The organism is Rosistilla ulvae (genome assembly GCF_007741475.1).
In the GTDB taxonomy this organism is placed as follows: domain Bacteria; phylum Planctomycetota; class Planctomycetia; order Pirellulales; family Pirellulaceae; genus Rosistilla; species Rosistilla ulvae.
In genome coordinates this window covers 1,259,939-1,284,756 of record NZ_CP036261.1, presented here as the reverse complement: position 1 = coordinate 1,284,756, position 24,818 = coordinate 1,259,939, and the positions used below count along the sequence as shown (strand labels likewise).

Genomic DNA, 24,818 nt, shown 5'->3' with positions numbered 1-24,818 from the left:
CGAAAGGCGACCATCTGCTTGCCTCGCTAAACAATCACTGCATCAAGCGGGCGGCGTCGATGGCAAAGTAGGTCAGGATTCCGTCGGCCCCGGCTCGCTTGAAGGCGAGCAAACTTTCGAGGAGGACTTGTTCTCTAGCTAACCAACCGCACTGGATCGCCGCTGATAACATCGCATATTCGCCACTCACCTGATACGCAAACGTCGGGACCGAAAACGTATCCTTGACGCGGTGGACGACATCCAGATAAGGCATTCCCGGTTTGACCATCACCATGTCGGCTCCTTCAGCCAGATCCAACGCGACCTCATGGAGCGCTTCGTCGGTGTTAGCCGGATCCTGTTGGTAGGTCTTCTTATCGCCACCGGCCAGGTTCTTGCCCGAACCGACAGCTTCGCGGAACGGACCGTAAAACGCCGACGCGTATTTGGCGGCGTACGACATGATCTGAGTGTCGTGCAGGTTGGCTTGGTCGAGATGCTTGCGGATCGCGCCGATCCGGCCGTCCATCATGTCGCTCGGCGCGATCACGTCGCAACCGGCTTGAGCCTGCACGATCGCTTGCTGGCACAAGACTTCGATCGTTTCATCGTTGACGACGTAGCCATCTTTCAAAAGCCCATCGTGCCCGTGGCTGCTGTAGGGATCCAGTGCGACGTCGCAGATGATCCCCAACGCATCGCCAACTTTCGCTTTGACAGCGCGGACCGCGCGGCAGACAAGGTTCTCCGGATTGATCGCCTCTTCGGCTCCAGGCGTCTTCTTTTCCGACGGGGTGACGGGGAACAGAGCCATCGCGGGGATGCCCAGTTCGACCGCCTCGGCGGCACGCTGGACCAGCAGATCGATCGACAACCGCTCGACCCCCGGCATCGAAGCGATCGGTTGGCGGACGTTCTCTCCGTCGACAACAAAGACGGGCCAGATCAAATCGTTGGGGGTGAGTCCGTTTTCGCGGACCAATCGTCGCGACCAATCGAATCGGCGGACGCGTCGCATGCGCGTGGTCGGATATTCACCGCGTGGAGACATAATGGTTTCCTATGGCTGCAGTATCAAAGTAGAGTGTTATGGAGGGGGGGCCGATACCGGCCGGATTGCGGAGCGAGCAAAATGAAATCTCGATTTCCCCACTAGCTTGCCCAATCTCCATTGATTGAGTTTCGCGATTCCGCAAGATTGGAACAACGATTGTGTGGGCATCGCCCGCAGCGATCCTTTAAGATGACAGGACAAACTTAATTCGTCGACCGCTGAGTCGGCAACTTTGGAGCGGATCGTTTATGTTTGGCTGGCGATTACTTACGATTGCTGCGATCGCAATCACAAGCTGTCTGCTTCCGCGCCAGTTGAGCAGTGCGGGGACGGGCAGTCGGCCGGCTGAGAACCGGGGCAGCGATCTGCGGATCGCCGCGCCAGACATCAGCTCCGCCGGATGGAAACCGATGGTTGAACTTGTCGGTTTGCTCGGCTGGGTGCCGCGAAACGGAACCGCAACCTACCACAATGACGGTGGGCAGATCGTCGGCCGGTCGGTTGTTGGCAGCCCGACGTCGCTGCTGTGCACCGAAAAGGAATACGCCGATTTCGAACTGACGTTTGAGGTCCTGTTGGACGACAAATTGAACTCGGGCGTCCAGGTCCGTTCGTTCAGCAAGAAGGATGTTAACGGCGGACGCGTTTGCGGGCCGCAGATCGAGATCGAAGCGCTGTCGGACGACCCGAACAATGCTTGCGAATCGGGCTACATCTACAGCGAGGGGACTGGCCGTGGATGGTTGAGCGAAAATCGGATCGTCGACGACGTGATGATCAACGGCCAGTGGAATCGATTTGTAATCCGTGTCGTTGGACCGCGAATTCAGACTTGGGTCAACGGCCGCAAAGTCGAAGATCTGTTGGACGAGAACTCACCCGCAACCGGCTTCATCGGCTTGCAAGTCCACAGCGTTCCCAATGGCACTCCGCCGCTGGAAGTTCGCTGGCGCGACCTGCGAATCCGCGAACTTCCCACCGGCGGCTGATTTTGCGCAGGTGGACACTCGACTCCGCCGAACGCCTTTTTTCAATAGCTTCGTAGACCAACAAACGGTCCACGCCACCAAACCAGCAAGCAACAACTCAACTTCCTCCTAAACAACCGACGTCGTAATTCCCGCGTCTTCGTTGATCTGGCCGATCAATTCGTCCAGCACGCGGGCGGAGTCTTCGTGGGCGACCTGGCAGGTTCCGGCCGCGGTGTGCCCGCCGCCGTTGTACTTCAGGCACAGCTCGCCGACATCGGTGCTGCAGCTGCGGTCGAAGATCGATTTACCGATCGTAAAAACAGTATTCTGCTGCATCTTGCCCCACAGCACGTGCATCGAAATATTGCACTCGGGAAACAGCGAATAGATCGTAAAGCGGTTGGTCGCATAGATCGTCTTTTCATCGCGGAGATCCAAGACGACAAGATTCCCATAGACGGTCGAACATCGTCGGATCTGCTTCTTCGCCAGGTTCTCATGCGCGCGGTAGATCTCGACCCGCTCTTGAACATCGGGCAATTCCAAGATCTGTTCGATCGAATAGTTTTTGCAACAGTCGATCAAATCCATCATCAATTGGTAGTTCGCGATCCGGAAGTCATGAAATCGGCCCAGTCCAGTTCGGGCATCCATCAGGAACGACAGGAGTCCCCAACCACTCGGATTCAAAACCTCTTCGAGATCAAACTTGGCGGAGTCCGCTTTGTCGACCGCTTGCATCATGTCTTCGCCGATTCCGGGAAAGCGTTCCTTGCCGCCGTAATAATCGTAGACGACGCGGGCGGCCGAATCGGCCCCAGGAATCAAGATGTAGTCCTCGCCGTGAGGTTCGTTGTTTCGGATCGCTTCACTGGAGTGGTGATCGAAGCACAGATGGCAACCATTAACGTAGGGAAGGTTCGTCAAAATGTCGTTCTCGGTGACATCGACAACTCCGTCCTGCACGTCTTTGGGATGGACAAATTTAATGTCTCCCAGAATCCCCAACTCTTTGAGCAGGATGGCACATACCAACCCGTCGAAATCGCTGCGTGTCAATAATCGATACTGCTTGGTGCTAGTCGTCATAGTAGAGATGCCCTGTTGGAGTTTTGCTGCGACCGTAGATCTAAACGTCGGGCAACAAATCCGATCGGAGCGAACGGCTCTGCCACCAACAACTTATAGACCGCACGCACACCAAGGCTAACTACACATCGCGACACCGTAACAAGAAACGACGGCTGCTTGACGGTTTTTCCAACTGTGCCGAAAGATCCAAACAAGCGGAGACCACACAGCGGCCCGAAGCGAACAAGCTCCCCCGCCCGTGAAGCCGCGGCAGCGGCGGCTCGCACCTTGCATGAGGGGCGAAGCTCCGATCCATTGCATAGCCCAGGTCACGCGAAACGCGCGGGGCGTTGCCGCCGCGGTTAAACGATGCGATTGCACCACGTGATCGCGTGGACCTGGAGTGGGGCATGCGTTCCGACGGGCCATTCAAACGGAATCATCATCGTTTGGAATGGCCGGGGGAACTGAAACTGCCAGCTTTGGCAGTCGCAGAAGGTGCCGCAAAATCACAGCACGTGAAGAAGCGACGCGGACGGGACTCGAACCCGCAACCTCCGGATCGACAGTCCGGGGCTCTAACCAATTGAGCTACCGCGCCTTGTAAGGCGTTTGGTCCTTGCGTTGATTTAACTCATCGTCACTTGGACGGACGAAGTATAGCCTGCATTTCAAAAAACGAAAATAGTGGGTCGGCAATTTTTTTGGATCGTAGCCATCTTCTCTTACCAACAAAAGCTATGGTTCCTTGGACCACTGCATATACAGCTGGCGGTCCGGCCAGGCGAGAAGCGTTTTCGCCTGGAAAACCCAAGCTTTTGCTGACCGCCGCGGGATGGAATTCGACTCCGCCCCAACCCTGGTAGGCAGATCTTGCGGTTGCCGCAATGGAGAATCAGCCTCCCTTGCGATCCCTGTCGAATCGGAAAGGAACTGCTATGCTCGGTAAACTACTGATCGGATTTAGCTTCAATCAATGGTGGCGAGGTGCGTCGCGCGAACTCGCCGACTATTACAACCAGATGGATACCACGCAGTGGGGCATCATCGCGTCGTTGTTTGTCGTCGCCGGATTTTTGCTGCTGCGAACCTCGGCACTGAAACGCTAGCCGAAATCGCCAAAGTTTTCGCGCCCCGAATCGCTCGCGATTGGGCCTAGATGACGAATGACCGCTGCAAGCGGACATTCAATTGACCACTCGCAAACTGCTGGAATGAGTTGTGCCTCAGAATTTTGATCCCGATGAAATCCGCCAAGCCACCCGCCAAGTCCTCTCCACCGGCATTATCGCGATGGCGGCGATGCTGGTGATCTATGTCGTCTGGAGCGGCGTCTATACGGTTCGCGAATACGAGCGAGCTGTCGTGTTGCGTTTCGGCCGCTACCACAGCGAAGTCGGCCCCGGGCTGCACTTCAAATTGCCCTGGATCGACCGCCGCGTCCTGATCGACACCAGCGAGCGAAGTCTGCGACTCCCTTCGGGAACGCAAGACACCAGCACGCGCGGCCAACAGATGAAGATCAATAAGATGGAAGAGGAGCAATCCTTGATCCTGACCGGCGACCTGTTTGCCGCGGTGGTTGAATGGACCGTCATTTGGCGAGTCACCGACCCGCAAGAGTATGTCTTCAGCATCAACGAACGGCAGGTCGAAGATACGATCCTGGCGGTCGCTCGCAGCACGATGCACCGCGTCGTTGGCGATTATTCAGCCGACGAGATCCTGACCGGCAAGCGGAACGAGATCGCTGCGGCCGCATTGGAAGAGATGACCGAACAATTAGCGGTCTATCAATGTGGCGTTTCGGTTGTCGACCTTCAGCTGCAACGCGTGACGCCGCCCGAACGCGTTCGCCCCGCCTTCGACGACGTCAACGCGTCGATTCAACAGCGCGACCAATTGGTCAACGAGGCGAGGCGCGAGCGGAACAAGATGATTCCGACGGCGATGGCCAACAGCGATAAATTGATTCGCGAAGCGGAGGGTTATGCTGCCCGCCGCCGCGCCGAAGCGGCCGGTGAAATCGCCGCGCTGCTATCGAAATACGAGAGCTATAAAGAAGCTCCTGAAGTGACCCGGCAACGGATGTATCTGGAATCGATGGAACGGGTGCTTTCGACAAGCGGTCCCAAGACGATCCTCGACAGCGACTTAAAAGGTCTGCTGCCCATGCTGAACTTGAACCCCACGGCCACCGCCCCGTAACCCGCCGCGCGTGTCCGACCGGTTCTTAAGTTCTCCTACATAAAGCAGCTACCCACGATGAAACCTGAAACTGTGATCAATCTACTACGTGGACTCGCCGTCCTAGCAATCCTGCTCGTCCTCGCTCCCTTCTTCTGTTTCGTGATCGATGAGCGCGAGATGGGAGTCGTGATGCGATTCGGCAAACCGGCTCGCGAAAAAGTCGAACCGGGCGTCTATTACAAACTGCCGTTTGTCGAAACGGTTCGGCGACTGCCCAAGACGCGTCAGTTCTGGGGAGACAGCCGGCGATTCCTGCTGCCCGATCTGCCGACTCGCGACGACAAGAAGATCGAGTTGATCCCTTGGGCGATGTGGCAGATCGACGATGCCGAGACCGGTCCGACCACATTTGTGCAGCGATTGCGGACGATCGAAAACGCCGAGGAACGGGTGGCACAGATCTGCCGCAGTGCGATCCGCGACGTGATCACGCAATACGATCTGGCCGAACTCGTCCGCAGCACCAACCGCACGTTGACCCTTTCGGGCGATCAACAATTGCTGGACGACGAACTGGCTGAAGTTGGCGAGAGCCAAGCCGAACAGATGCTGGTCGAACTGGAAGAGAAGAGCGAATCGAATTCGAAGGAGATCCTCGCCGGTCGGAGCAAGATCCTCGACCAAATCAAAATCGAAGCCCAACGTCGACTTGCCAGCAAGGATGATCAAGAAGGGATCGGCCGTGGCATCCGCTTGATCGATATCGGGATCTCGCAGATCGCGTTTGTCGACAGCGTCCGAATCAAAACGTTCGACCGTTGGATCGCTGAGCGAGAATCGATCTCGGCGCGGAACGTCAACGAAGGGGAACGTTTGAAGGCAGCGATCATCAACGAAACCAACGCTGAGGTGCAGAGCATCGAGGGCAAGGGACAACAGAAGGCCAGCGAGACCAAAGGGCAGGCCGACGCCGACGTGATCAAAAGTTATGCTGAAGCGATGAACGAAGTGGGCGAATTTTATACGTTCGTCCGCACGCTGGAGGCTTACGAAAAGGCGATCACCAAGGACAGCAGCTTGATCCTGACGACCGACAGCGAGTTTTTCGGACTGCTGAAAAAGCTCGAGCCGCTGAAAAAGTAACTCGCCACGCATCGACAACAAAAACGAAAAAACCCGCATCGGGAACGTCCACGCGACGACCGAGCACGATGGAATGTGACGCCCCGAATGCAGAATGACTTTGACATCGTAGTAATTGGGGCCGGTGCGGCCGGGATGATGGCCGCCGCCGAAGCAGCTCGCCGAGGTCGCAGCGTCTGCGTCTTGGAGAAAGCGAACAAGGCGGGGGTCAAGATCTTGATGTCCGGCGGCACCCGCTGCAACGTGACTCACGATTGCGATGCGGCCGGGATTATGGAAGCCTTCGGCAAGAACGGTCGCTTCCTGCGGCAAGCGCTCGCCGAGCTCTCTCCCACCGACGTCGTTCAAATGTTCCGCGACTTAGGCGTCCCAACCAAAGTCGAGCCCGGCGGCAAGATCTTTCCCGAAAGCGACAGAGCGTTGGATGTCTGCCAAGCGTTGCAGCGCCGGATGACCGAAAGTGGCGCGACGCTGCGATTGGGAGCGGCGGTCCAAAACCTGACTCGCACCGAGACCGGATTCCAAGTCGATCTCGATGGCCAATCGCTGCACTGCCGATCGGTGATCGTGACCGTTGGCGGGATGTCGTATCCAGGCTGCGGCACCGTCGGCGATGGCTACAACTGGCTGCAAAAACTCGGGCACACAATCCTCACGCCCCGTCCTTCGCTGGTCCCGATCGTCGGCGGCAGCGCTTGGACATGGGAGCTGCAAGGGCTGACGCTTCCTGAGGCCCAAGTGACCGTTGGCAAACCGGGCGTTGCGAAGAAAAAGGGCGAACTGGCTCAGCGAACCGGCGGGCTGCTGTTCACTCACTTTGGATTCTCCGGCCCGACGGCGATGGATGTCAGCCGAGCGATCACCGCCGTCGAAGATCTGTCGACGATCGAGCTGCGGATCAACGCGTTGCCCGGCTGGAACGACGATCGGCTGAACAGCTGGTTCGATGCGAAACGGGCGAGCGAACCGAGCCGCCAGCTGGACAAAGCACTCTGCGAAATCCTGCCGCGACGACTGGCGAGCGCCTTGATCGAACAAGCTCAAATCGCGGGAGAGAAACCGCTGGCCGAATTAAGCGGAGCCAACCGGCGACTGCTGGTCGAGGGGATGCTGCGAAATCGGATGCCGATCCAAGGGACGCGGGGCTTCAAAAAGGCGGAGGTGACCGCCGGAGGTGTCTCGTTAAAGGAAGTCGATCCGCGGACGATGCACAGCCGAATCGTCGACGGTTTGTACATTGCCGGAGAAATCCTGGACCTCGACGGTTGGATCGGCGGATATAATTTCCAGTCGGCGTTTAGCACGGGAACGGTTGCCGGTCGCAGCGCCGCCGAGTCGCTTCACGACGCCGACGCGGGAGGTTAGCAAATCGATGTTGGATCTGGTTGTCCAAGGTTCGCGCAACGAAGACCGTTGGCGTCGACCGGTCTCCGACCTCGATGCCAGCCATCCGATCGTGTTGGGTCGCGACGCGGGGACGTGGTCGATTCCCTGGGACGATCGGATCTCGAGGCAACATGTGCGCATGACGCGCGAGGGGAAACAGCTGCGGATTCGCAGGATCGCCGCGGCTCGGAACCCGATCTTTTTTAAGGGCCAGCAGAGCGAAGAGTTCCTGATATCGGTCGGCGAACATTTTGTCGTCGGCGCCACAACGTTCACCCTGGTCGATCGCCCGCAGCTCGATTCGCCCGATCCCGAGGGCGAGCTAACTCAACACGCCTTCGACGCTCAACAATTGCGTCGCAATCCGTTTCGCGATGCTGGCCAACGGATCGAGGTCCTGCGGCGGCTGCCCGAACTGATCTCCGGCAGCAACAGCGATCAAGAGCTCTGGGTTCGCGTGGCGACGGTGCTGCTGCAGGGGATCCCCAGCGCATCGGCGGTCGCCGTCGTCGGGCTCAATCGCAGCGACACTCCAGAAATCAGCGTCCAGCATTTTGATAGCCGCGTGCCGACGTCGCAGGAACGCGCCCCCAGCGCCAGCTTGGTCCGCAAGTCGCTGGAATCGGGGGAGAGCATTTTGCATTTGTGGAACGGCGGCCGGGAGTCGCAGTTCACGCAGCTCGACGGAATCGACTGGGCCTTCTGCGTCCCCGTGATCTCGGGGACCGACGGGCTCGGTTTGTATGTCGCCGGAGCGATGGCGGGACTGTTCAACGGCCCCGCTGGAAACGCTGCGTCGCAAGCTGCCGACGTCTTGCAGGACGATTTAAAGTTCTCCGAATTGGTCGCGACCACGATCGGCAATCTCCGCGACATGCGTGCCCTGCAGCGCCGCCAGGCCGGCTTGCAACAGTTCTTCGCGCCGGTGGTGATGAACGCCTTGGGGAACAAAGAGACCGAAGACGCGCTGGCGCCGCGCGAGACCGAACTGTCGGCACTGTTCTGCGATCTTCGCGGGTTCTCGCGGCAGAGTGAAAAGGCGCAAGGTCGGTTGCTGGAATTGCTGGAACGGGTCAGCGAAGCCCTCGGCGTGATGACGCGGCACATCCTCGATTCGGGCGGCGTGATCGGCGACTTTCACGGCGACGCGGCGATGGGATTTTGGGGCTGGCCGATCGCTCAAGTCGATGCGCCCGGCCGCGCTTGCGCCGCCGCATTGGCGATCCTCGAAGAGTTCACATCAGCCGGCAGCGATGGTCGGCTGGCCGATTTCCGCTGCGGGATCGGGATCTCCAGCGGACGCGCCGTCGCGGGGCGGATCGGGACTGTCGACCAAGTGAAGGTGACAGCGTTTGGCCCGGTCGTGAACCTCTCCAGCCGCTTGGAAGGGATGACGAAACAGTTGTCGGCGGAGATCTTGGTCGACGAAATCACCGCTCGATATGTCCGCGACTTCGTCCCGCCAACGACCTGCCGGATCCGACGACTGGCCCGCGTCCGGCCGGCCGGAATCGAAACGCCACTGGTCGTCAGCCAGATCCTGCCTCCCGAAGGTCCGCTGTGTGGGCTGACCGATGCTGACATCGCTACTTATGAAGAGGCGCTCGACGCGCTGTTGGACAAGCGTTGGGGAGATGCCTTTGAACGCTTGCACGCGGTCCCGGCAGCGGACCGCGCCAAGGACTTCTTAACCGTCTATATCGCCCAACATGGCCGCGTCGCGCCGTCGGACTGGAACGGCGTGATCGACCTGCCGAAGTACTGATGGTGCTATCACTGGCAGGGATTGCCCGTTAGGATTCTGCTTCGCGTCGCGGTTGTTTTTGCGTTGCGTGAATAAGGAATTTTATCGCATGAGCGTTGAGCTAGATATCGAAACGGTCGAGAAGAGCCGAGCGGTGGCATTGGGGCAAATCGAATTTGCTCGCCAGTACACCCTCGAACTGCTCGACAACACGCCGCAAGAATTGTGGTTTCAAATGCCCGCCGGCCTGCCGACTCACGTCGCTTGGCAAGTCGGCCACCTCGCCTATTCGCAGTACGGCCTGCTGGTCTTCCGGCAGCGCGGCCGCGAGCCCGAGGACCTTGAATTGGTCCCCGGCACGTTCCGCAAGAAGTACGGCCGCGGAACGACGCCCGACGCCGATCCGGCTGGCCAGCCGACGCCCGACGAACTGCTGCAACGGCTCAGCACGATCCACCAACGGTCGATCGAGGTTGTGACCGAAAGCTCGCCGCAGCGACTGCTCGAACCGATCGACATGCCCTACGCGGTCTATCCGAACAAACTGGGGGCGATTCTGTTTTGCCCGCTGCACGAACATATCCATGCCGGACAAATCGGTCTGCTGCGGCGGATGCTCGGCCTGAATCCCGTCCGATAACGAAGCGAAAGAAGCAAGCACAGTGGATGTTGTCAACGAAAGTATCTACGACCACCCGAAGTACTACGACCTCGTCTTTGGCGCCGACTGCGCCGCCGAGATGGGCTTCATCCGCGATATCAACGACGTCTATCTGGGCGGCAAGGCGCGGCGGTTGTTCGAACCGGCCTGCGGCACCGGACGATTGCTGTACGGTCTTGCCAAACACGACTTCGAAGTCTCCGGGATCGACCTGAATCCCAAAGCTGTCGAGTTCTGCAACAAACGTTTCGAACGCAAAGGCATGAAACCGACGGCCTGGGTCGCTGACATGAGCGACTTCAAGCCGAAGCGAAAATGGGACCTCGCCTTTAATACGATCAACAGCTTCCGCCACCTGACGACCGCCCAAACCGCTCACGATCACATGCGTTGCATGGCGGCAGGGACGAAAAAGGGAGGCATCTACCTGGTGGGGATCCATCTGACGCCTACGGCGGCGGCCCCCAGCGAAGAGGAGTCGTGGGCGGCGCGGCGTGGACACCTGTCGATCGTGACGCAGATGTGGACCATCGAACGCGCTCCGCGAAAACGGATGGAACGCTTTGGGATCCGATTTGATATCTTCACCCCCAAGGGGCAGAAGCGGATTGCCGACGAATTGCGGCTGCGATCTTATACGCCCAAGCAATTCCAGTCGCTGATCGATACCGAGGGTAGCTGGGAGATCGCCGGGACCTACGACTTCGGCTACGACGTTTCGGAGCCGATCACGGTCGATGCCAGTTGCGAAGACGTCGTCTACGTGCTGCGGAAGCGCGGATGATCGATTCGCGGGCAGAACGATTGCACGTTTCGCTCTGGCGAGCCCCAAGATATTTATGTATCCAGCAATAGCTAGCCATGGTAGACTGGCAGGCTGGACATCCCATGAATTTACGCTTGGCATAGTTGGATAGATGGCGGATCCGACAGTTCTTAACGAATCGGGCCTCGACGCGGCGTCACGCGACTACGTTGCCTGGGTTGCCGACGCGCTGTCGCTGCAGATGCAGACCGATTCGGGTGGCGGCATCGCGCTGCTGCCGCTCGCACCGCCAGCCGACAACGAGCCTCCACCGGCTGCTCCAATCTCGTTTGACACAACCGGCGACCTAGCCAAACTGTGGGACCTTCAGCGACAGTTTGTTGGCGGAGCAACCGAGGCTCAAGCGTCGGGGGAACCGAGCCACGTTCCCGGAATCGCCGCCGTCGTCTTGGAACCTTACAAGATCCGCGACGGCCGCGTGCAATTGGCTGGCTGCACGCTGGAACCGAGACCCTTCCTGCGAATCAGCACCTTGGGTTCGGAGATCGAACATCACTGGTTCGGTCGCGATGGTATCAAGATCGACACCGATCTGTTGAACCGACTGAACCTGGACCGCCTCGATGCCATTCCACCGCGGCTGAAGCCCGGGGATCAATCGACGATGACAGCTTGGATCGATGCCGCCGCCAGCAGTCTAGGAACGACGCAGCGGATCGGCGTCACTGTCGCCTGGTCGCAATGGGTCGCTGGCAAGGTGCGGATCCAATTCGACCAAGGTGCTCAAACATCGCTCGCCTTCCAAGGCTGGGCGATCGAATGGGAGAAGGGACTGCTGCCCCCTCCGATGTTCAAGTGTCCGATCACCGATATCGAATCTTACGACCTCGTCTGCACCGAGGACGGAACGATCACCGCCCGCGAAGGGGTCGGCCGCTGCGAACTGACCCAAAAAGAAGTACTGCGTACGGAGCTGGGGCAATGTGCGATCTCTGGGAAAAATGTCCTCGTCGACATGTTGACCACGTGTCCGATATCTGATGAGCGATTCTTGACCGATCTGGCAAAAAAATGCGAGTGGTGCAAGCGGCTCGTCTCGCCACATGCGATGGATCAAAAGCGTTGCAAGCAATGCTCCGACCCAAAGCAAGACGATGCCTTGGAAACAATCGCCTCTGATTTACAAACGAAGCATCCCGAATTCAGCAAGCTGTCGCACTGGAAGGGATGGGTCTCTCCGGAGCTAGCACTGCTCGTCGGCCGCGGTTGGATTTCCGAGACGCTTGTACTGATCAGCCGCCCCGATCTACAGATCCTCCGCACCGGAACAAGACAGCGTTTTTCTAGGCATTGGCGACTGGACGATTAAACGTCCCCCCTCAGCGATCAAGTGCTCGAGGACTTCTTGCGGATGACAAGAACCAAGGCGACCAGACAGACGGCTGATGCAGCATAGCCGCCAAAGGCCCAATGCTTCCAACTGTCGCGATAAACCTGCACTTGCGCATATCCAGGCATGCGCCGCGTCCCCATTCCTGGCCGTCCATAGTTCAACCAGAACTCTTGCAATTGAGGCGCGGAGTGATTCGCAATCTCCTCGTGCCCGATGGCGATCATCTCATCGCGCGTCGGTGGCTTTTCGATCTGCAACCAGCGGTAGCTCGACCACGCCGACATACCTAGCGAAGCTAGCAAGCAAGCGAAGATGACCGAGAAGAGAAGGCCTTGCCCGCCGGACCACCCCCTGTCAGGAGACGCCTCTTCAGCGAGTTGTGCGGAAGGGAGTTGCTTCAGATCTCGCAGCTTCGGCAGCAGCACCGATTGATTGCAATGAGGACACGAGATCGACTGCCCCGCTTGCGCTGTGGAAATCGGAAAGCTATCGCCACAAGGGCAGGTGAATAAGTGCATAAGTCCGAATTTTCCTGCTAAATATCAAGCTTTGGCATCAAAATTTATCAAGCGAATCGAGTCGAACCTCAAAACGTTAACACTAGACTGTAGGGTGTTTGTGACTAGAATTCGAGTAACCGCTGTCGTGCTCAACAAATCAGAGCGAATCGGGTTGTATCCAATCATCCCGACGCTTCTATCAACGGGCTCGATCGTCCGTACACACTCGTCTGGGATTCGCGAGTATAGGTGCTACGACAGTGGGTGTTAGGGGGTTCTGTGCGTTTTCGGCGAATCGGAAGACTTCATGAAAGTTTGTCGATTTTCACGACGATGCACATCAGCCGCTTGCAAGATTTTTGCACTGTGACTGCGCGATCTTCTGTTCGGAATCATGGGATTACCGGCTTGGGGTCTAGTAAATAAATGGGATGCATCCGCAGCGCCATACAGAGAACCTAAACTTGAATGTTTCTGTTCCGCTTGGCACAGCTTACGCTGCCACATCAAACCGGAAGGTTTGTGCAATTACAAAGTTTTAACAAATGGTTTCGGGGAGCCGAGAACGCGCGTAAGGGTGGTAAAGTTACATGTCGCTGAATATGAATGAGCGACGTGGAGGCAGCTTTATGGAGGCGATGCTGCCCCGCCCGATCCGTGCCACAGCCAGATAATTAGCCCACAGGAGTAAGGACTTGTACGATTCGCTGTTGGACGATTTTGAAGATGATTCCCCACGCGACGACGCCGTGGAGGGGTTTCGTAAAATACCTATCGATGATGAAACCGATGATGATGCTGCATTAGATACCGAACAGGTCGCCGAGGGCGACGTCCAGCTGGAAAGCCCCGACGAACTGTTGGCCGAAGTCGAAAGTGATTCGTGGTCCGATGATCCCGTTCGCATGTACCTCACGCAAATGGGTGAAATCCCGTTGCTGACGCGCCGCGAAGAAATTCTGCTCGCCAAACGAATCGAAGAGACGCGCCGCCGCTTCCGCACCAAGCTGCTCGAATGCGATTACGTGATCCGCAACGCGTTTAAGACGCTACGTCGGGTGAACAACGGGGAACTTCCCTTCGACCGAACCGTGCAAGTCTCGGTAACCGATCGACTGGAAAAAGACCAAATCCTCGGCCGTTTGCCACACAACCTGAAAACACTCGAAGTTCTGCTGAAGCGGAATCAGCGAGATTACCGGACCGCGCTGAGCAAGTCGGAATCGAAGGAGCGCCGCGTCGTCGCTTGGCGTTCGCTCGCCCGTCGCCGTCGACGCGCCGTTCGCTTGGTCGAAGAACTCGGTCTGCGGACTCAGCGAATCGAAACGATGATCGGCACGCTGGAGAAATTCAGCCAACGATTGGACGATCTCAAAGCGGAGATCTCGAAACTCGGTCGCAAGAAAGAGGACCGCGAACTGAAGGATCGCTTGTTGCAAGAGTTCCGCACGATCATGGTCGCCACGCAAGAGACGCCCAAGAGCTTGCGAGAACGCGTCAACATGCTGAAGACCGTTTATTCGGAATACCAGCAGGCCAAGCGTGAACTCAGCGAAGGTAACTTGCGGTTGGTCGTTTCGATCGCCAAGAAGTATCGCAACCGTGGCCTCTCCTTCCTGGATCTGATCCAAGAGGGGAATGCCGGTTTGATGCGTGCTGTCGACAAGTTTGAATATCGCCGCGGTTTTAAGTTCTGCACCTACGCGACCTGGTGGATTCGCCAAGCGATCACCCGCGCCGTTGCCGATCAGAGCCGTACGATCCGAATTCCTGTGCACATGGTCGAAACGATGAGCCGCGTGCGGAACGTCGCTCGCCAATTGTTGCAGGAACTCGGTCGCGAACCAACGATCGAAGAGACAGCGCGTCGCGCCGAGACAACCGTCGAAGAAGCGCGTCGGGTGTTGGCGATGAGCCGCTATCCGATCAGCTTGGATCGTCCGGTTGGCAACAGCGAAGACAGTCAGTTTGGCGACCTGTTGCCCGACGGCACGGCCGAAAGCCCTGCGATCGGTGCAGCTCAAGAGATGCTTCGCGGCCGAATCAATTCGGTCCTGAAGAGCCTCAGCTATCGCGAACGCGAGATCATCAAACTGCGTTACGGCCTTGGCGACGGCTACAGTTACACGCTTGAAGAAGTGGGGCACATCTTCAAGGTAACGCGAGAGCGGATTCGTCAGATCGAAGCCAAAGCGGTTCGCAAGCTGCAGCAACCTAGCCGCAGCCAAGATCTCGTTGGCTTCCTCGACTAGTCCACTGGGTCGACGCCCCGTCCTCGCCATCGACGCGATGACGGCTGCCGACACCAACGACATCAAAATGCCCTCGGTCTCATCCACCGAGGGTTTTTTGTTGCCTTTTGCTTATCGTCATTTGTCTTCTTGAACAGCAAGCGACCACGGGGAAGATTGGGGCCATGCCAACCGTCCAAGAGGTTCTCAACCAAGGCTGGACAATCCAGCAGCAGGGGAACTACGCCGCCGCCGAAAAAGTCTACCGGCACGTCCTACAGCAAGCTCCCGGTTCGGCCGCCGGTTGGTGCTACCTGGGAATTGCGTTGTACGACCAACGCCGCTTCGAAGAATCCGAAGCGGCATACCGCAAGGCGCTGTCGCTACAAAACCACTTCCCGATCGCCTGGAACAATCTCGGCAACACGCTGCGGATGCTGGGGCAGGTCGAACAAGCCGACCAAGCATTCGAAACCTCGCTGCAGCAGGACCCAAAGTATCTCAGCCCGCTCAAGAACCGCGGCACGCTGTGGGTCTGGACCGGGCAGATCGATCGCGGCCTGGCGGCATTCGAAGCAAGCCTCGAGGTCGCTCCGAACGATCCCGAACTGCATCGCAATCTCGGCGTCATCCACCTGCTGAAGGGAGACTTCCGCCGCGGCTGGGACGAATACCGCTGGCGTTGGAAGATGCCCGGCTTCGTTCGCCCCAACGTCTCCCAACCAGTCTGGGATGGCAGCGCCCCGCAAGGCAAAACATTCCTGCTCTATTCGGAACAGGGACTCGGGGACGCGATCCATTTTGTGCGGATGGCGATCGCCCTCAAGGAGCGTGGGGCGCGAACGATCGTTCAGGCGGCTCCCAAGTTGATCCCGCTGCTGAGCACATGCCGCGGCATCGACCAACTGATTCCCGAGGGGATGCTGCCGGGGAACTTCGATTTCCATTGCTCCTTTATCGACGCCGCCGATCGGCTGGGGATCGATGCGGAGTCGATTCCCGATGTCGGCCCCTATCTCGGGCCGTCGGAAAACCTGCAAGCCTACTGGGCAAACTGGCTCGCCCAGATCCCCGGCAAGAAAAAGGTAGGGATCTGTTGGCAGGGGAATCCGCAGCACCAAGCCGACATCTTCCGATCGATTCCGCTGCAAGCCTTTGAACCATTGGCATCGATTCCCGACGTGCAACTCGTCTGCCTGCAGCACGGATTTGGGATCCAGCAGCTTGATCAAGTCGACTTTGCCGACCAAATCGTCCGATTGCCAGCGAACCTCGACCAGTCCAGCGGTGCCTTTATGGATACCGCAGCGATTATGAAAGGCTTAGACCTGGTCGTGACCAGCGACACTTCGGTCGCTCATCTCGCCGGAGCCCTGGGAGTACCAGTCTGGGTCGGACTGCCAAAGGTCCCCGATTGGCGGTGGTTGCTGCAGGGAGAATCGAGCCCCTGGTACCCCTCGATGCGGCTATCCCGACAGCCCGAGATGAAAAATTGGGCTGCCGTGATGGCAGAAATCAAGCTTCACCTAGAACGGTTTTAGCGCAACGACTCGCGAAGGACGCTGAGAATGCAAGCTTTCGCAGCAATACAGAACAAAAAAAGCACTTTCGTCGCAACTGGCACGCCAGTTGCTCAATGCGTCAGGCAAATAAACTCCAGCCCGACAAGCAGGTCGGCTTTAATAACCTTGATAGGAATCGGATGAAAAGAATAGAAGCAATCATCGACGCGGAACACCTCGAAGAGGTTAACGCCGCTTTGGAGGAAATTGGTGTCCACCGGATTCTGGTCACCGAGGTCCGCGGTTTCATCCGCAAGCAGATCCAAGCGTCGGGACTCGACCGCTCGGGAAGCTTCTTCTTTGTACCCAAGTGTAAACTCGACATTTCAGTTGTCGACGCGCATTTACGCCGCGCCGCGCATGCAATCTTTGCAGCATCAAACACGCGTGTGCTGGTCGATGGCAAGCTTTTCCTGGAAGACATGGAGTCTGAGTTCACACCCCAATGGGGCAGTGCTCAACTGAACGGCGTGGCTTCTTAAAGTCTCAGTGGCCTAGCAGGTGTGGCATCGACGCGAGCCCACCTGCTAGCAATTGCCATATCGGCAGGCAGCTGAGCCACCGCCGCCTCGGTCACTTCCTTTGCGGCGATCGTCCAATCTGTCCATAGCACTCGTTGGCCCGGCAACCTCTTTGCCCTCGGCGCTCCCGATCATTCGCGCTGCGATTCGTTCGAGTCCTCCGCTTCGGCGGCGGCGTACAGTTCCGCCAGCTGAAGCATCAAAGGTTCCAGTTGCGCGAAGTACTGATCGGTGGCGAGTTCCGATTTTCGCAGCTTCAATCGATCAATCTCCGCTTCGATCGCCGCCCGTGATTCCCGCTGCGCCGGGGTCAGCACAACCGCCTGGGCCGATTGAAAGATCACCCGCCGCGCGGCAACGCCACCGTCGCGAGCCGCCTTGGTCTGAGGAACCGCGACCGCCGTGGTCCCTTGAAACATCGTCGCCGGCGTTCCCAAGCGATCGCCACTGTCGTCGATCAACGCATGTTCGGTAGCGATTCGGTTCTCCGCTTCATAGAACTTGGCAACCTGATTCGACGCACTCAGGAAGGCCTCCAATAGCGAGACTTCATCGTCATGGTCCAGATCGGCGGCGATGTTCGAAATCGCTTGCGAGAGATAATCGCCGAAGCGAGCGAAGTTCTGCTCCTGCCCACTTTTGGTAGCCGTTACGATCGTCCGTCCCGCGGCCGACAATCGATTGATAAACGGACCGCTCGCCGACGCGCAATTCACCACAACCAAAGGACTCCGCATCGGCTCGATCCAGCCGCTCAACTCCTCCGCCGAAACATCGGGTCCGCGAAGATTAAACTTCGCCGCCTTGCCGTCGAACGTGCCGTGGCCGATCAACACGATCCAAACCGCTTCGGCTTTTAAATCGCTCAGTTCCGCTAATCGCTCGTTCAAGCGATCCTTGTCGCTCGAATCGCTCTGGCCCTCTTCGCGACCTATCTCATGATAGCTCGCCCCGTCCAGCAAACCAGCCGCCGATTTCCAGCGATCGGCCCAAGTCGCAAACGCTGTCTGATACTCTTCACTGCCGCCGGCTCCCACAACGACCAACACCTGCGGCGGAGCAGGGGGAGCGTCGTCGCTGCGGGCGACGCGAACCAACATCAACACCGCAATCAAGCAAGCCAGCGAAGGGATACGACGAATCATAGGTGTCTCTGTCTTGTCGAGTTTCGGGATTTGCGAACCATGCATCCAACGCGTTTTGCTTTAGGGCATCCCATGAAAACGGCGGACGCCCCATTCGCCACACAAACAGGCTAGGGCGAAGATCAAAACCCACGGACCGTGCCACAGCGGAGCGAGATGCCGCCGGGTCAGCGGAATCTTCTTGTTGTGCAAATTCGCAACAAACGAATCGAGGTCGTCCTGCGAAATCACTTCGCCTCCAGTTTGATCGGCGATCTGTTGCAACAAGTCCTTATTGACGGCAAGCCGCTGGAATTCGGCGGTCGCCGTTTCAGTAGTCCAACCGGCCTGCTGGCTGCCGATGTCGCTGCCATCGGGCCCCGTCGCGACAACTTTCACGCGATAGGCTCCATCTTTGCTGGGCCAATAGCTGGCGGTGTAGACTCCGGCGGCTTGGTCGCTGGGCTGCGTCGGCAATTGCATCTCTTCGCCGTCGGGCTGCACCACCGTCAGGGCGACCGAAGCGTTATCCAACGGCAGAAACTCCGGATTGCGAACCGTCACGGCGAGCTCGATCGGCTTGCTGCTGTCCTTGGATTCCTCGAGATCGATCTCGACGGCGCGCGGCACGTCGGCGATCATCCAACGAATCGTCTGCCGCCAGACCTGCTGCAAGTCTTCGTTTTCGCCAGGCTTCCGCCGCATCCCCCATCGCCACAAATCGCCGATCAACAGCGCCCCCGACCTTCCCTTGCCATAGCGCTGGACGACAAGTGCCGGTTGCTGGCGATCGCCCGTTTGGGCAGATGCCAACATCGACGCCCCCGGCTTCACATCGCCGACGCGGTTGAGCGTGCCGAACTCCGGCATCTCGGCCAAGCGTTTCTTTTCAGCGACTTCCGTCTCCCGCAACCTCAGCCACGGTTGCAGCCAACCCTCGCGCGACAGTTCCATCCGGGCGACCGTTCCGCCCGAAGACTCATTGCCGCGAGGCAGATAGACCGGCATCAGATCGGCCAACGGCGTGTGTTCGTAATCACCGCCAGCAAACGATTCCTGGCCGCCGAGCATCAGCAGGCCGCCGCCGCGAGTGCTGACGAATTGCCGCAACATCAGCATCTGATCCTGCGTAAAAAAATCGGCGTCGACGTCGTCCAAGATGATCGCGTGATATCCGAACAACTCCTCGGCTTGGCGCGGAAAACCTTTACTCAGTTGTTCCGCTTCATCGACGCCCAATCGCAACAGCACCGGTTCATCGTACTGCTCGGCACTCTCCTCTTCGTTTTCATCGAACCCCGAAAACAGCGGATTGGAAGAATTGACGCCGCGATCGCGGAAGCTGAACTTGGGCTCTTTGCGAGCGATTCGCAACAGTCCCACCAAGCGGATTTCATCATCCTCCTGCAGTGCCCGCCGCAGGAATTTGAATTCCCAGTTCGGTCGCCCCGCGACGTACAGCACACGATAGGGACCTTGGTCGCGATCGATCGCCAGCAATCGCGAATTGTTCGCGAGCGTCGCTTCCACCTTCGTTTCGCCCTGCGAATAGGCAACCCGTTGCGATTTGGGAAACGTATCGATCGAATAGAACTGCAGTCCCGATTTCTTCGGGCGGAAGCGGAACTCGACGTCGGCGGTCGGCTTCGCCTGCGTCAATTCCACCTCCTGTTCTTCCACCGCAACGCCCTCCGCATCGAGCAAGCGGACGACAACAGTCGACTCTTTTAAACCGGTGGCGGACAGCTTCGCAGTCACCGTCACCGGGGAGGCTTCAAAGTTGGTTTGGGCGGTGCTGACCTGATCGATCTTGAGGTCCGCGATCGCTTGATCGACCGAATCGGTGACCAGATAAAGAGGAAAGCCGAGCGAGGACCAATCGAATCCGGTGTCGGTCAGATCGGTTGCGTTCCCGTCGGTGAACAGCATCAGTCCGGCGACGGGACGATCGCGAAACCGCGCGGCCAACGTCGTTAGCGTGCCCGTCAGCGACGACGATGCGCCATCGAATTCCAGCGTCGATAGATCGTCGACGTTTTGCAAGCTGCGATCGAAAGCATAGCGTCGCACGTCATAATCTTGCGATAGCCGAACCTGCCAATCCGCATCCTGTTTTAAGACCGCGGCCAATCGTTCGCTGCGCGGCTGCGATTGACCGGGGCTGCGGATCTGCATGCTGCGGCTGTTATCGACGACCACGCCGATCAGGTTCGCATGCGGTCGCGGACGCTGACTTTCTAGCATCGGTTGCAAAAGGCATAACGCGAGAGCGGCGATCGCGATCCATTTCAGCAGCCCCGCAAAAATCAGCGGCCCGCGCCGTGACGATCCCCCACGACGCCAATAGGCCCACGCCACGACAATCAGCGACAACAGGCAGATTGCCACGGCGGGAGCTGTCCATTGCGGAGCGGCGATCAGAATCGAATCGAACATAAACAACTTATACTAGCTGGGACACGTCTCGCGACCACGGATTGGATGAACGAAGCAAGCAGGATGGAAATGATTAAAAACTACTTACCGCTGCCTAGCTTCTCGTAATATTTTTCGACCTGATCGGCAAATTCGACGGGGACCGGATCGCGATCGATCGGCACCAATGCGTTGCGATCAGCCGACCGCCGCAGCAGTTCTTCGGCGACGCGTTGCTTGAGTTCTTCCAGCGGACGAGCGATCATTTCGCGAACCAAGTTCCATTGCGGCGACTCGCTGTGCCGCTTCAAATTGATCCGGACCTCGCGAGCCGCTTCGCGAACCTGAGCAACTTGCGATCGCAACTCGGGATCTTCGACCAGCTCTTCAATCTCCCGCAACCGATCGCTCCACTCACGGAAACCTTCACCTGTCAGCGGTGCCGCACCACGTCCTTCCACTGCCTCCGCAAACCCTTCGATTCCACCACCACTTCCCCCACGCCCCGGCTGCGACTGTCCCGGCTGCGACTGTCCCGGCTGCGACTGTCCAGGTTGCGACTGCCCAGGTTGTGATTGACCAGGTTGTGATTGACCAGGTTGTGATTGACCAGGTTGTGACTGCCCAGGTTGTGACTGCCCAGGTTGTGACTGCCCAGGTTGTGACTGCCCAGGTTGTGATTGACCAGGTTGTGATTGACCAGGTTGCGACTGACCAGGTTGCGACTGACCAGGTTGTGATTGACCAGGTTGTGACTGACCAGGTTGTGATTGACCAGGTTGTGATTGACCAGGTTGTGATTGACCAGGTTGCGACTGACCAGGTTGCGACTGACCAGGTTGCGACTGACCAGGTTGCGACTGACCAGGTTGTGATTGACCAGGTTGTGACTGCCCCGGCTCCCCATCTCCCGGCTCCCCATCTCCCGGCTCCCCATCTCCCGGCTCCCCATCTCCCGGCTCCCCATCTCCCGGCCCCCCATCTCCCAACTCCGCTCCACGCGGATCGTTCTCCCGAATTTCATCGCTCAACTGATCCGAGACTTGCTCCAATTCGCCGAGCGCTCGCCGCAAGCTTTCGGTTGGGTCGCCGAGGACGCTTTGAGCGGCTTCGTCGATCTCTTCCCGCAACTCACCGATTCCGGCTTCGGCCGCCGCAGTCGCCTGACTCGCGTCGGGATCGAGTCCCCGTTCGAGCAGCTGGTTGGTCATATCCAACTGCTGATCGACGCGGCGTTGTTGTGTCTTGCGGAACGAGTCGTACAGTTTTTCCGCCAACAGCGGTTCAGAGGTCTCTGCATCGCTGACCGTTCGCTCCATGCGATCTAGCAAATCGGCAAGCTGCTGGCGTTGCTGACCGATCCGATCGCGAATCTGATCGCGATCCTGCGGGCTTCGCAGCGATCCGGGATTCGTCTCCTCCAGCTGTTCTATCTCCTGGCCGATCGCTTGCTGTTGCTCTTGCAACTGTTGAGCCTGTTGTTGCATCTGCTGCATCGATTCGGCGAAATCGCCCGCCGCCTGCTGCCGCACTTCATCCCGCATCTGCTTGAACTCGCGTTCCGCTCGCGTGCCCGCCGTCAACGCCTGCGAGACATCCTGCTGCGCCAACGCTTCGCTCGACTGGCGTACGTTCTCGCGTGTCTCAGCCAGCTGTTCCTGTTGCTCTGCCGTAGCCGGTTGATCCTGCGAGGCATTCATCCGATCAGCCAATTCGTCGGTGTCGCGCAACAGCTCCTGCTGCTCTTCGCGAAGCCGCTTCAATTGCCGTTGAATCTCCTCGCGTTCCTGTTCGGTCTGAGCAGCTTCGAGTGCCGACTGCAATTGCTTCAATTGCTTGTTGAGGTCCTCTTGCCGCTGAGCGAGTTCGCGCAATCGGTTCAACACCTGCCGCATCTCGGTCGCTTGTTGCTCCTCTTCGGAACGGGCCTGCTGTTCGGTTTCGTACCGGTTTTCGTCGTTCTTCAGTTCCAGTTGATCCAACTGTTGTTGGCGTTGCTGTTGCGACGAACTGCTCGATTTCGATTGCGATTGCTGTTGCCGAGAGACTTCGAATTCGCGAGCCCTCAGTTTCAGCAGCCCTTGATAAGCCGCTTGCTCCGATGCTAACGCGGGGGAGAGCAGGGGAGGGGAGTTTGCATCGGCGACCGCCGCCAATTGCGTGACAGCTTTCTGCATGAACGCTTCGGCCGCCTGCACATATTCTTTCGACTGCGGATCGGTCAGCTCCGCCGCCAGCTCCTGCAGTTGTTCGATCGCCGCCTGTTGCGATTCGTGCAGCAACGCGACGTCGTCCGCAAAAGCAGCCGACGGTTCCGCAGCGGTTTCGCGGCGGATCAGGTTCCAAGTTCCGGTGATGATCTGCTTTTGCAATTCCGCCAGTTCGTCGGCTTGTTGCGCGTTGGGACTCGAAGGAGGTGGCTCGCCGCCAGCGGGCGGTTCTCCTTCGCGGAAGATCTCTTCGAAGTGCCGGACTTCGGCGAAGTACATGTCGCTTTCGGATCGCCGCGGCTGACCTGCGGCATCAAAATCCTCGGCCCAAAAATGGTACGACAACAATTGATCGGGTTCGGCAGCGAGAGCTTCGAAGTCGATCATCGGCGACGCTTCACGCTCCTCTTTTCGCTGCGTCGTTTCCCCAAGCACGATCTCGTGCGGCTCCTCCCCCGCCATCGCATAGGCGAGCCCATATCGCAACAGACCGAAGTCGTCGCGAAACCGAGCCCCAACTTGCAGCTCTTCCAACGGCGAGACGCGGACGTCGCGGGCGGCGACCAATTTCATCACCGGCGGTTGATTGGGCTGAACGCGCGCTACCAGTTCGGGCGGATATTTGTTCTCGCGTCCCTCGGCGTCGACCAACTTCAACGTCCAACGGGTCGATTGCTGAAGCGTCACCGTTGCCCGATAGTGCAACGGGTTCTCCGCGTCGGCTGACAATGGCAAGACTTCGCCCTCATCATCGACCAACGTGCAACTAGCGACCGGTTTGTTCAGCTGGCAGATCCAGGTCAGCTGAGTCCCCTCGACGGCGCTGACACGCCGGGTGTCGTCGACTCGCTTTTCCTCGAGTCCCGTGTATTGCGGAAAGACCAGCCGCGCGTCGGATCGCTGCAACTGAGGGTAATCAAAGACGGTGACCCTATATGTCGGCGAAACCTGGCCGTCGTATTGCACTTCGTAAGTCGTCGACTCGACCACTTCGTTCAGGTAGCCACCGAAGACGGGATCACTCAGGTTCCGCGTCATCGCGGACTGCGTCTGCTGGTCACCACGGCGAGCGATCAACTGAACATCGCTGGGCAACATCCCCAGGTCATTGGCTCCGAACCGAGCGGTGACGACGAGGTTGCTGCCACGTTCAATTTCGACATCCCCCGGCTCGACGGTGAGCTGTGCCGACGGCTGCAGTTCCGAGAGCGAGGCCGGATCGGTACCGTGGTGCTTGGCGTTTGCCAGCTGAGAATTCAACCCGATCCCAACCAACAGCAGCAACCCAAACGCCAACGCGTTAACGGACCAGGCAAAACGCGTTGCTATTTGATTGACGGCCAATGTCCACCGATGCGTCGTGCCATGGTGCAGCGTCTCATCGATCACCGCCGTCTGCAGATAGTTCATCGGCGTGTTGATGTCGGCGGGGCGTTGATCGACAGCGGTCAACAAGCGTTGTCGCAGCGTGGGAAAGTGGGCTTCGATCCGTGCGGCAACAGCTTTGGAATCGCGGAACGAACAGAGACTCAAAGCACAGGCTGCGACCAACAGTCCGCCCAGCGTAGCCGCCGCCACGCCAAGAGCAACGTTCGCGGAAAGCTCTCCGCTGCGGACCTGCCACAGCAACGAGAGGGCAACGAAAGCTGTCGCCAGCCAGACCGCTGCTAACAGCCACAGCAACCGCTGACGGCGCAAGCGACTGGCAACCGATTCCAGTAGATCTTTGAGTCGAGCATCCAAATCGCGATCCCTCCATTCCAGCGTGTCACCACGTCAAACGCTCACCACACTCTCTGCGATTGTATCGCGCCGCCGAGCGCCGAACTACGTTGTCGCCCCAATGCGCGAGATGTCGCTGGTCGGGCTGCCGCCGCAGAAACCGCCGCTCTCC

Annotated in this window: 18 protein-coding genes and 1 tRNA gene; 12 read left to right on the top strand and 7 right to left on the bottom strand. The window is 58.5% G+C overall.

What is annotated here, in order from left to right:
* Positions 1–34: 34 nt before the first annotated feature.
* Positions 35–1,033, bottom strand: a complete 999-nt coding sequence (gene hemB / locus EC9_RS04710) for a porphobilinogen synthase (RefSeq protein ID WP_145342784.1) — start codon at positions 1,031–1,033, stop codon at positions 35–37.
* Between the two features lie 251 nt (positions 1,034–1,284).
* Here hemB and EC9_RS04705 point away from each other — a divergent pair, with 251 nt between their 5' ends.
* Positions 1,285–2,025 carry a 3-keto-disaccharide hydrolase gene (locus tag EC9_RS04705; protein ID WP_145118308.1) on the top strand — a complete coding sequence of 247 codons (741 nt, stop codon included), beginning with the start codon at positions 1,285–1,287 and terminating at the stop codon, positions 2,023–2,025.
* Between the two features lie 108 nt (positions 2,026–2,133).
* On the opposite strand, the gene EC9_RS04700 is transcribed toward EC9_RS04705, so the two are convergent.
* Together EC9_RS04700 and EC9_RS04695 are read right to left on the bottom strand one after the other, a co-directional pair.
* Positions 2,134–3,096: a DHH family phosphoesterase gene (locus EC9_RS04700; protein ID WP_145342782.1), complete on the bottom strand. Its 963-nt coding sequence runs from the start codon at positions 3,094–3,096 to the stop codon at positions 2,134–2,136.
* A 509-nt stretch (positions 3,097–3,605) separates the two neighbouring features.
* A tRNA-Asp gene (locus tag EC9_RS04695) sits at positions 3,606–3,679 on the bottom strand.
* A gap of 337 nt (positions 3,680–4,016) precedes the next feature.
* Between EC9_RS04695 and EC9_RS26390 the strand changes: the two genes are divergently transcribed.
* From EC9_RS26390 to EC9_RS04660, 8 genes are all read left to right on the top strand, one after another.
* Positions 4,017–4,187 (top strand): hypothetical protein, encoded by a 171-nt coding sequence (locus tag EC9_RS26390; protein ID WP_218934583.1) that lies wholly within the window; start codon positions 4,017–4,019, stop codon positions 4,185–4,187.
* 112 nt (positions 4,188–4,299) lie between these two features.
* Complete coding sequence (hflK, locus tag EC9_RS04690) at positions 4,300–5,286, top strand: FtsH protease activity modulator HflK (protein ID WP_145118290.1); 987 nt, start codon at positions 4,300–4,302, stop codon at positions 5,284–5,286.
* 57 nt (positions 5,287–5,343) lie between these two features.
* Positions 5,344–6,411, top strand: a complete 1,068-nt coding sequence (gene hflC / locus EC9_RS04685) for a protease modulator HflC (protein WP_145090303.1) — start codon at positions 5,344–5,346, stop codon at positions 6,409–6,411.
* A gap of 87 nt (positions 6,412–6,498) precedes the next feature.
* A complete protein-coding gene (locus EC9_RS04680; RefSeq protein ID WP_145342780.1) occupies positions 6,499–7,776 on the top strand; it encodes a BaiN/RdsA family NAD(P)/FAD-dependent oxidoreductase in 1,278 nt (425 codons plus the stop codon).
* A gap of 7 nt (positions 7,777–7,783) precedes the next feature.
* On the top strand, positions 7,784–9,562 hold the full coding sequence (locus tag EC9_RS04675) for an adenylate/guanylate cyclase domain-containing protein (protein WP_145342778.1): 1,779 nt from the start codon (positions 7,784–7,786) through the stop codon (positions 9,560–9,562).
* A gap of 88 nt (positions 9,563–9,650) precedes the next feature.
* On the top strand, positions 9,651–10,181 hold the full coding sequence (locus tag EC9_RS04670) for a DinB family protein (RefSeq protein WP_145118282.1): 531 nt from the start codon (positions 9,651–9,653) through the stop codon (positions 10,179–10,181).
* 22 nt (positions 10,182–10,203) lie between these two features.
* Positions 10,204–10,986: a class I SAM-dependent methyltransferase gene (locus EC9_RS04665; RefSeq protein ID WP_145118280.1), complete on the top strand. Its 783-nt coding sequence runs from the start codon at positions 10,204–10,206 to the stop codon at positions 10,984–10,986.
* Between the two features lie 133 nt (positions 10,987–11,119).
* A complete protein-coding gene (locus EC9_RS04660) occupies positions 11,120–12,337 on the top strand; it encodes a hypothetical protein (protein ID WP_145342776.1) in 1,218 nt (405 codons plus the stop codon).
* Between the two features lie 17 nt (positions 12,338–12,354).
* Here EC9_RS04660 and EC9_RS04655 read toward each other — a convergent pair whose 3' ends face one another.
* Positions 12,355–12,879: a hypothetical protein gene (locus EC9_RS04655; protein WP_145342775.1), complete on the bottom strand. Its 525-nt coding sequence runs from the start codon at positions 12,877–12,879 to the stop codon at positions 12,355–12,357.
* A gap of 677 nt (positions 12,880–13,556) precedes the next feature.
* On the opposite strand from EC9_RS04655, the gene EC9_RS04650 reads away from it, so the two are divergent.
* The 3 genes from EC9_RS04650 (at position 13,557) to EC9_RS04640 (ending at position 17,136) form a co-directional block, all read left to right on the top strand.
* Entirely contained in the window at positions 13,557–15,113 is a 1,557-nt protein-coding gene (locus EC9_RS04650; protein ID WP_145342773.1) for a sigma-70 family RNA polymerase sigma factor, read from the top strand.
* A 164-nt stretch (positions 15,114–15,277) separates the two neighbouring features.
* Positions 15,278–16,633 carry a tetratricopeptide repeat protein gene (locus EC9_RS04645; protein WP_145342772.1) on the top strand — a complete coding sequence of 452 codons (1,356 nt, stop codon included), beginning with the start codon at positions 15,278–15,280 and terminating at the stop codon, positions 16,631–16,633.
* A gap of 95 nt (positions 16,634–16,728) precedes the next feature.
* Positions 16,729–17,136: a P-II family nitrogen regulator gene (locus tag EC9_RS04640; protein ID WP_145282775.1), complete on the top strand. Its 408-nt coding sequence runs from the start codon at positions 16,729–16,731 to the stop codon at positions 17,134–17,136.
* 170 nt (positions 17,137–17,306) lie between these two features.
* Here EC9_RS04640 and EC9_RS04635 read toward each other — a convergent pair whose 3' ends face one another.
* The 3 genes from EC9_RS04635 to EC9_RS04625 form a co-directional block, all read right to left on the bottom strand.
* Entirely contained in the window at positions 17,307–18,320 is a 1,014-nt protein-coding gene (locus EC9_RS04635; protein ID WP_145342770.1) for a hypothetical protein, read from the bottom strand.
* A 60-nt stretch (positions 18,321–18,380) separates the two neighbouring features.
* Complete coding sequence (locus EC9_RS04630) at positions 18,381–20,735, bottom strand: glutamine amidotransferase (protein ID WP_145342768.1); 2,355 nt, start codon at positions 20,733–20,735, stop codon at positions 18,381–18,383.
* An 80-nt stretch (positions 20,736–20,815) separates the two neighbouring features.
* A complete protein-coding gene (locus EC9_RS04625; RefSeq protein WP_145342765.1) occupies positions 20,816–24,667 on the bottom strand; it encodes a hypothetical protein in 3,852 nt (1,283 codons plus the stop codon).
* Positions 24,668–24,818: the final 151 nt, after the last annotated feature.

What these genes read in the sequence shown, in the direction of transcription:
- hemB (WP_145342784.1), bottom strand. Translation starts at nt 1,033, where the DNA reads ATGTCTCCACGCGGTGAATATCCGACCACGCGCATGCGACGCGTCCGC.
- EC9_RS04705 (WP_145118308.1), top strand. Translation starts at nt 1,285, where the DNA reads ATGTTTGGCTGGCGATTACTTACGATTGCTGCGATCGCAATCACAAGC.
- EC9_RS04700 (WP_145342782.1), bottom strand. Translation starts at nt 3,096, where the DNA reads ATGACGACTAGCACCAAGCAGTATCGATTATTGACACGCAGCGATTTC.
- EC9_RS26390 (WP_218934583.1), top strand. Translation starts at nt 4,017, where the DNA reads ATGCTCGGTAAACTACTGATCGGATTTAGCTTCAATCAATGGTGGCGA.
- hflC (WP_145090303.1), top strand. Translation starts at nt 5,344, where the DNA reads ATGAAACCTGAAACTGTGATCAATCTACTACGTGGACTCGCCGTCCTA.
- EC9_RS04680 (WP_145342780.1), top strand. Translation starts at nt 6,499, where the DNA reads ATGCAGAATGACTTTGACATCGTAGTAATTGGGGCCGGTGCGGCCGGG.
- EC9_RS04675 (WP_145342778.1), top strand. Translation starts at nt 7,784, where the DNA reads ATGTTGGATCTGGTTGTCCAAGGTTCGCGCAACGAAGACCGTTGGCGT.
- EC9_RS04670 (WP_145118282.1), top strand. Translation starts at nt 9,651, where the DNA reads ATGAGCGTTGAGCTAGATATCGAAACGGTCGAGAAGAGCCGAGCGGTG.
- EC9_RS04660 (WP_145342776.1), top strand. Translation starts at nt 11,120, where the DNA reads ATGGCGGATCCGACAGTTCTTAACGAATCGGGCCTCGACGCGGCGTCA.
- EC9_RS04655 (WP_145342775.1), bottom strand. Translation starts at nt 12,879, where the DNA reads ATGCACTTATTCACCTGCCCTTGTGGCGATAGCTTTCCGATTTCCACA.
- EC9_RS04645 (WP_145342772.1), top strand. Translation starts at nt 15,278, where the DNA reads ATGCCAACCGTCCAAGAGGTTCTCAACCAAGGCTGGACAATCCAGCAG.
- EC9_RS04640 (WP_145282775.1), top strand. Translation starts at nt 16,729, where the DNA reads ATGCGTCAGGCAAATAAACTCCAGCCCGACAAGCAGGTCGGCTTTAAT.
- EC9_RS04635 (WP_145342770.1), bottom strand. Translation starts at nt 18,320, where the DNA reads ATGATTCGTCGTATCCCTTCGCTGGCTTGCTTGATTGCGGTGTTGATG.
- EC9_RS04630 (WP_145342768.1), bottom strand. Translation starts at nt 20,735, where the DNA reads ATGTTCGATTCGATTCTGATCGCCGCTCCGCAATGGACAGCTCCCGCC.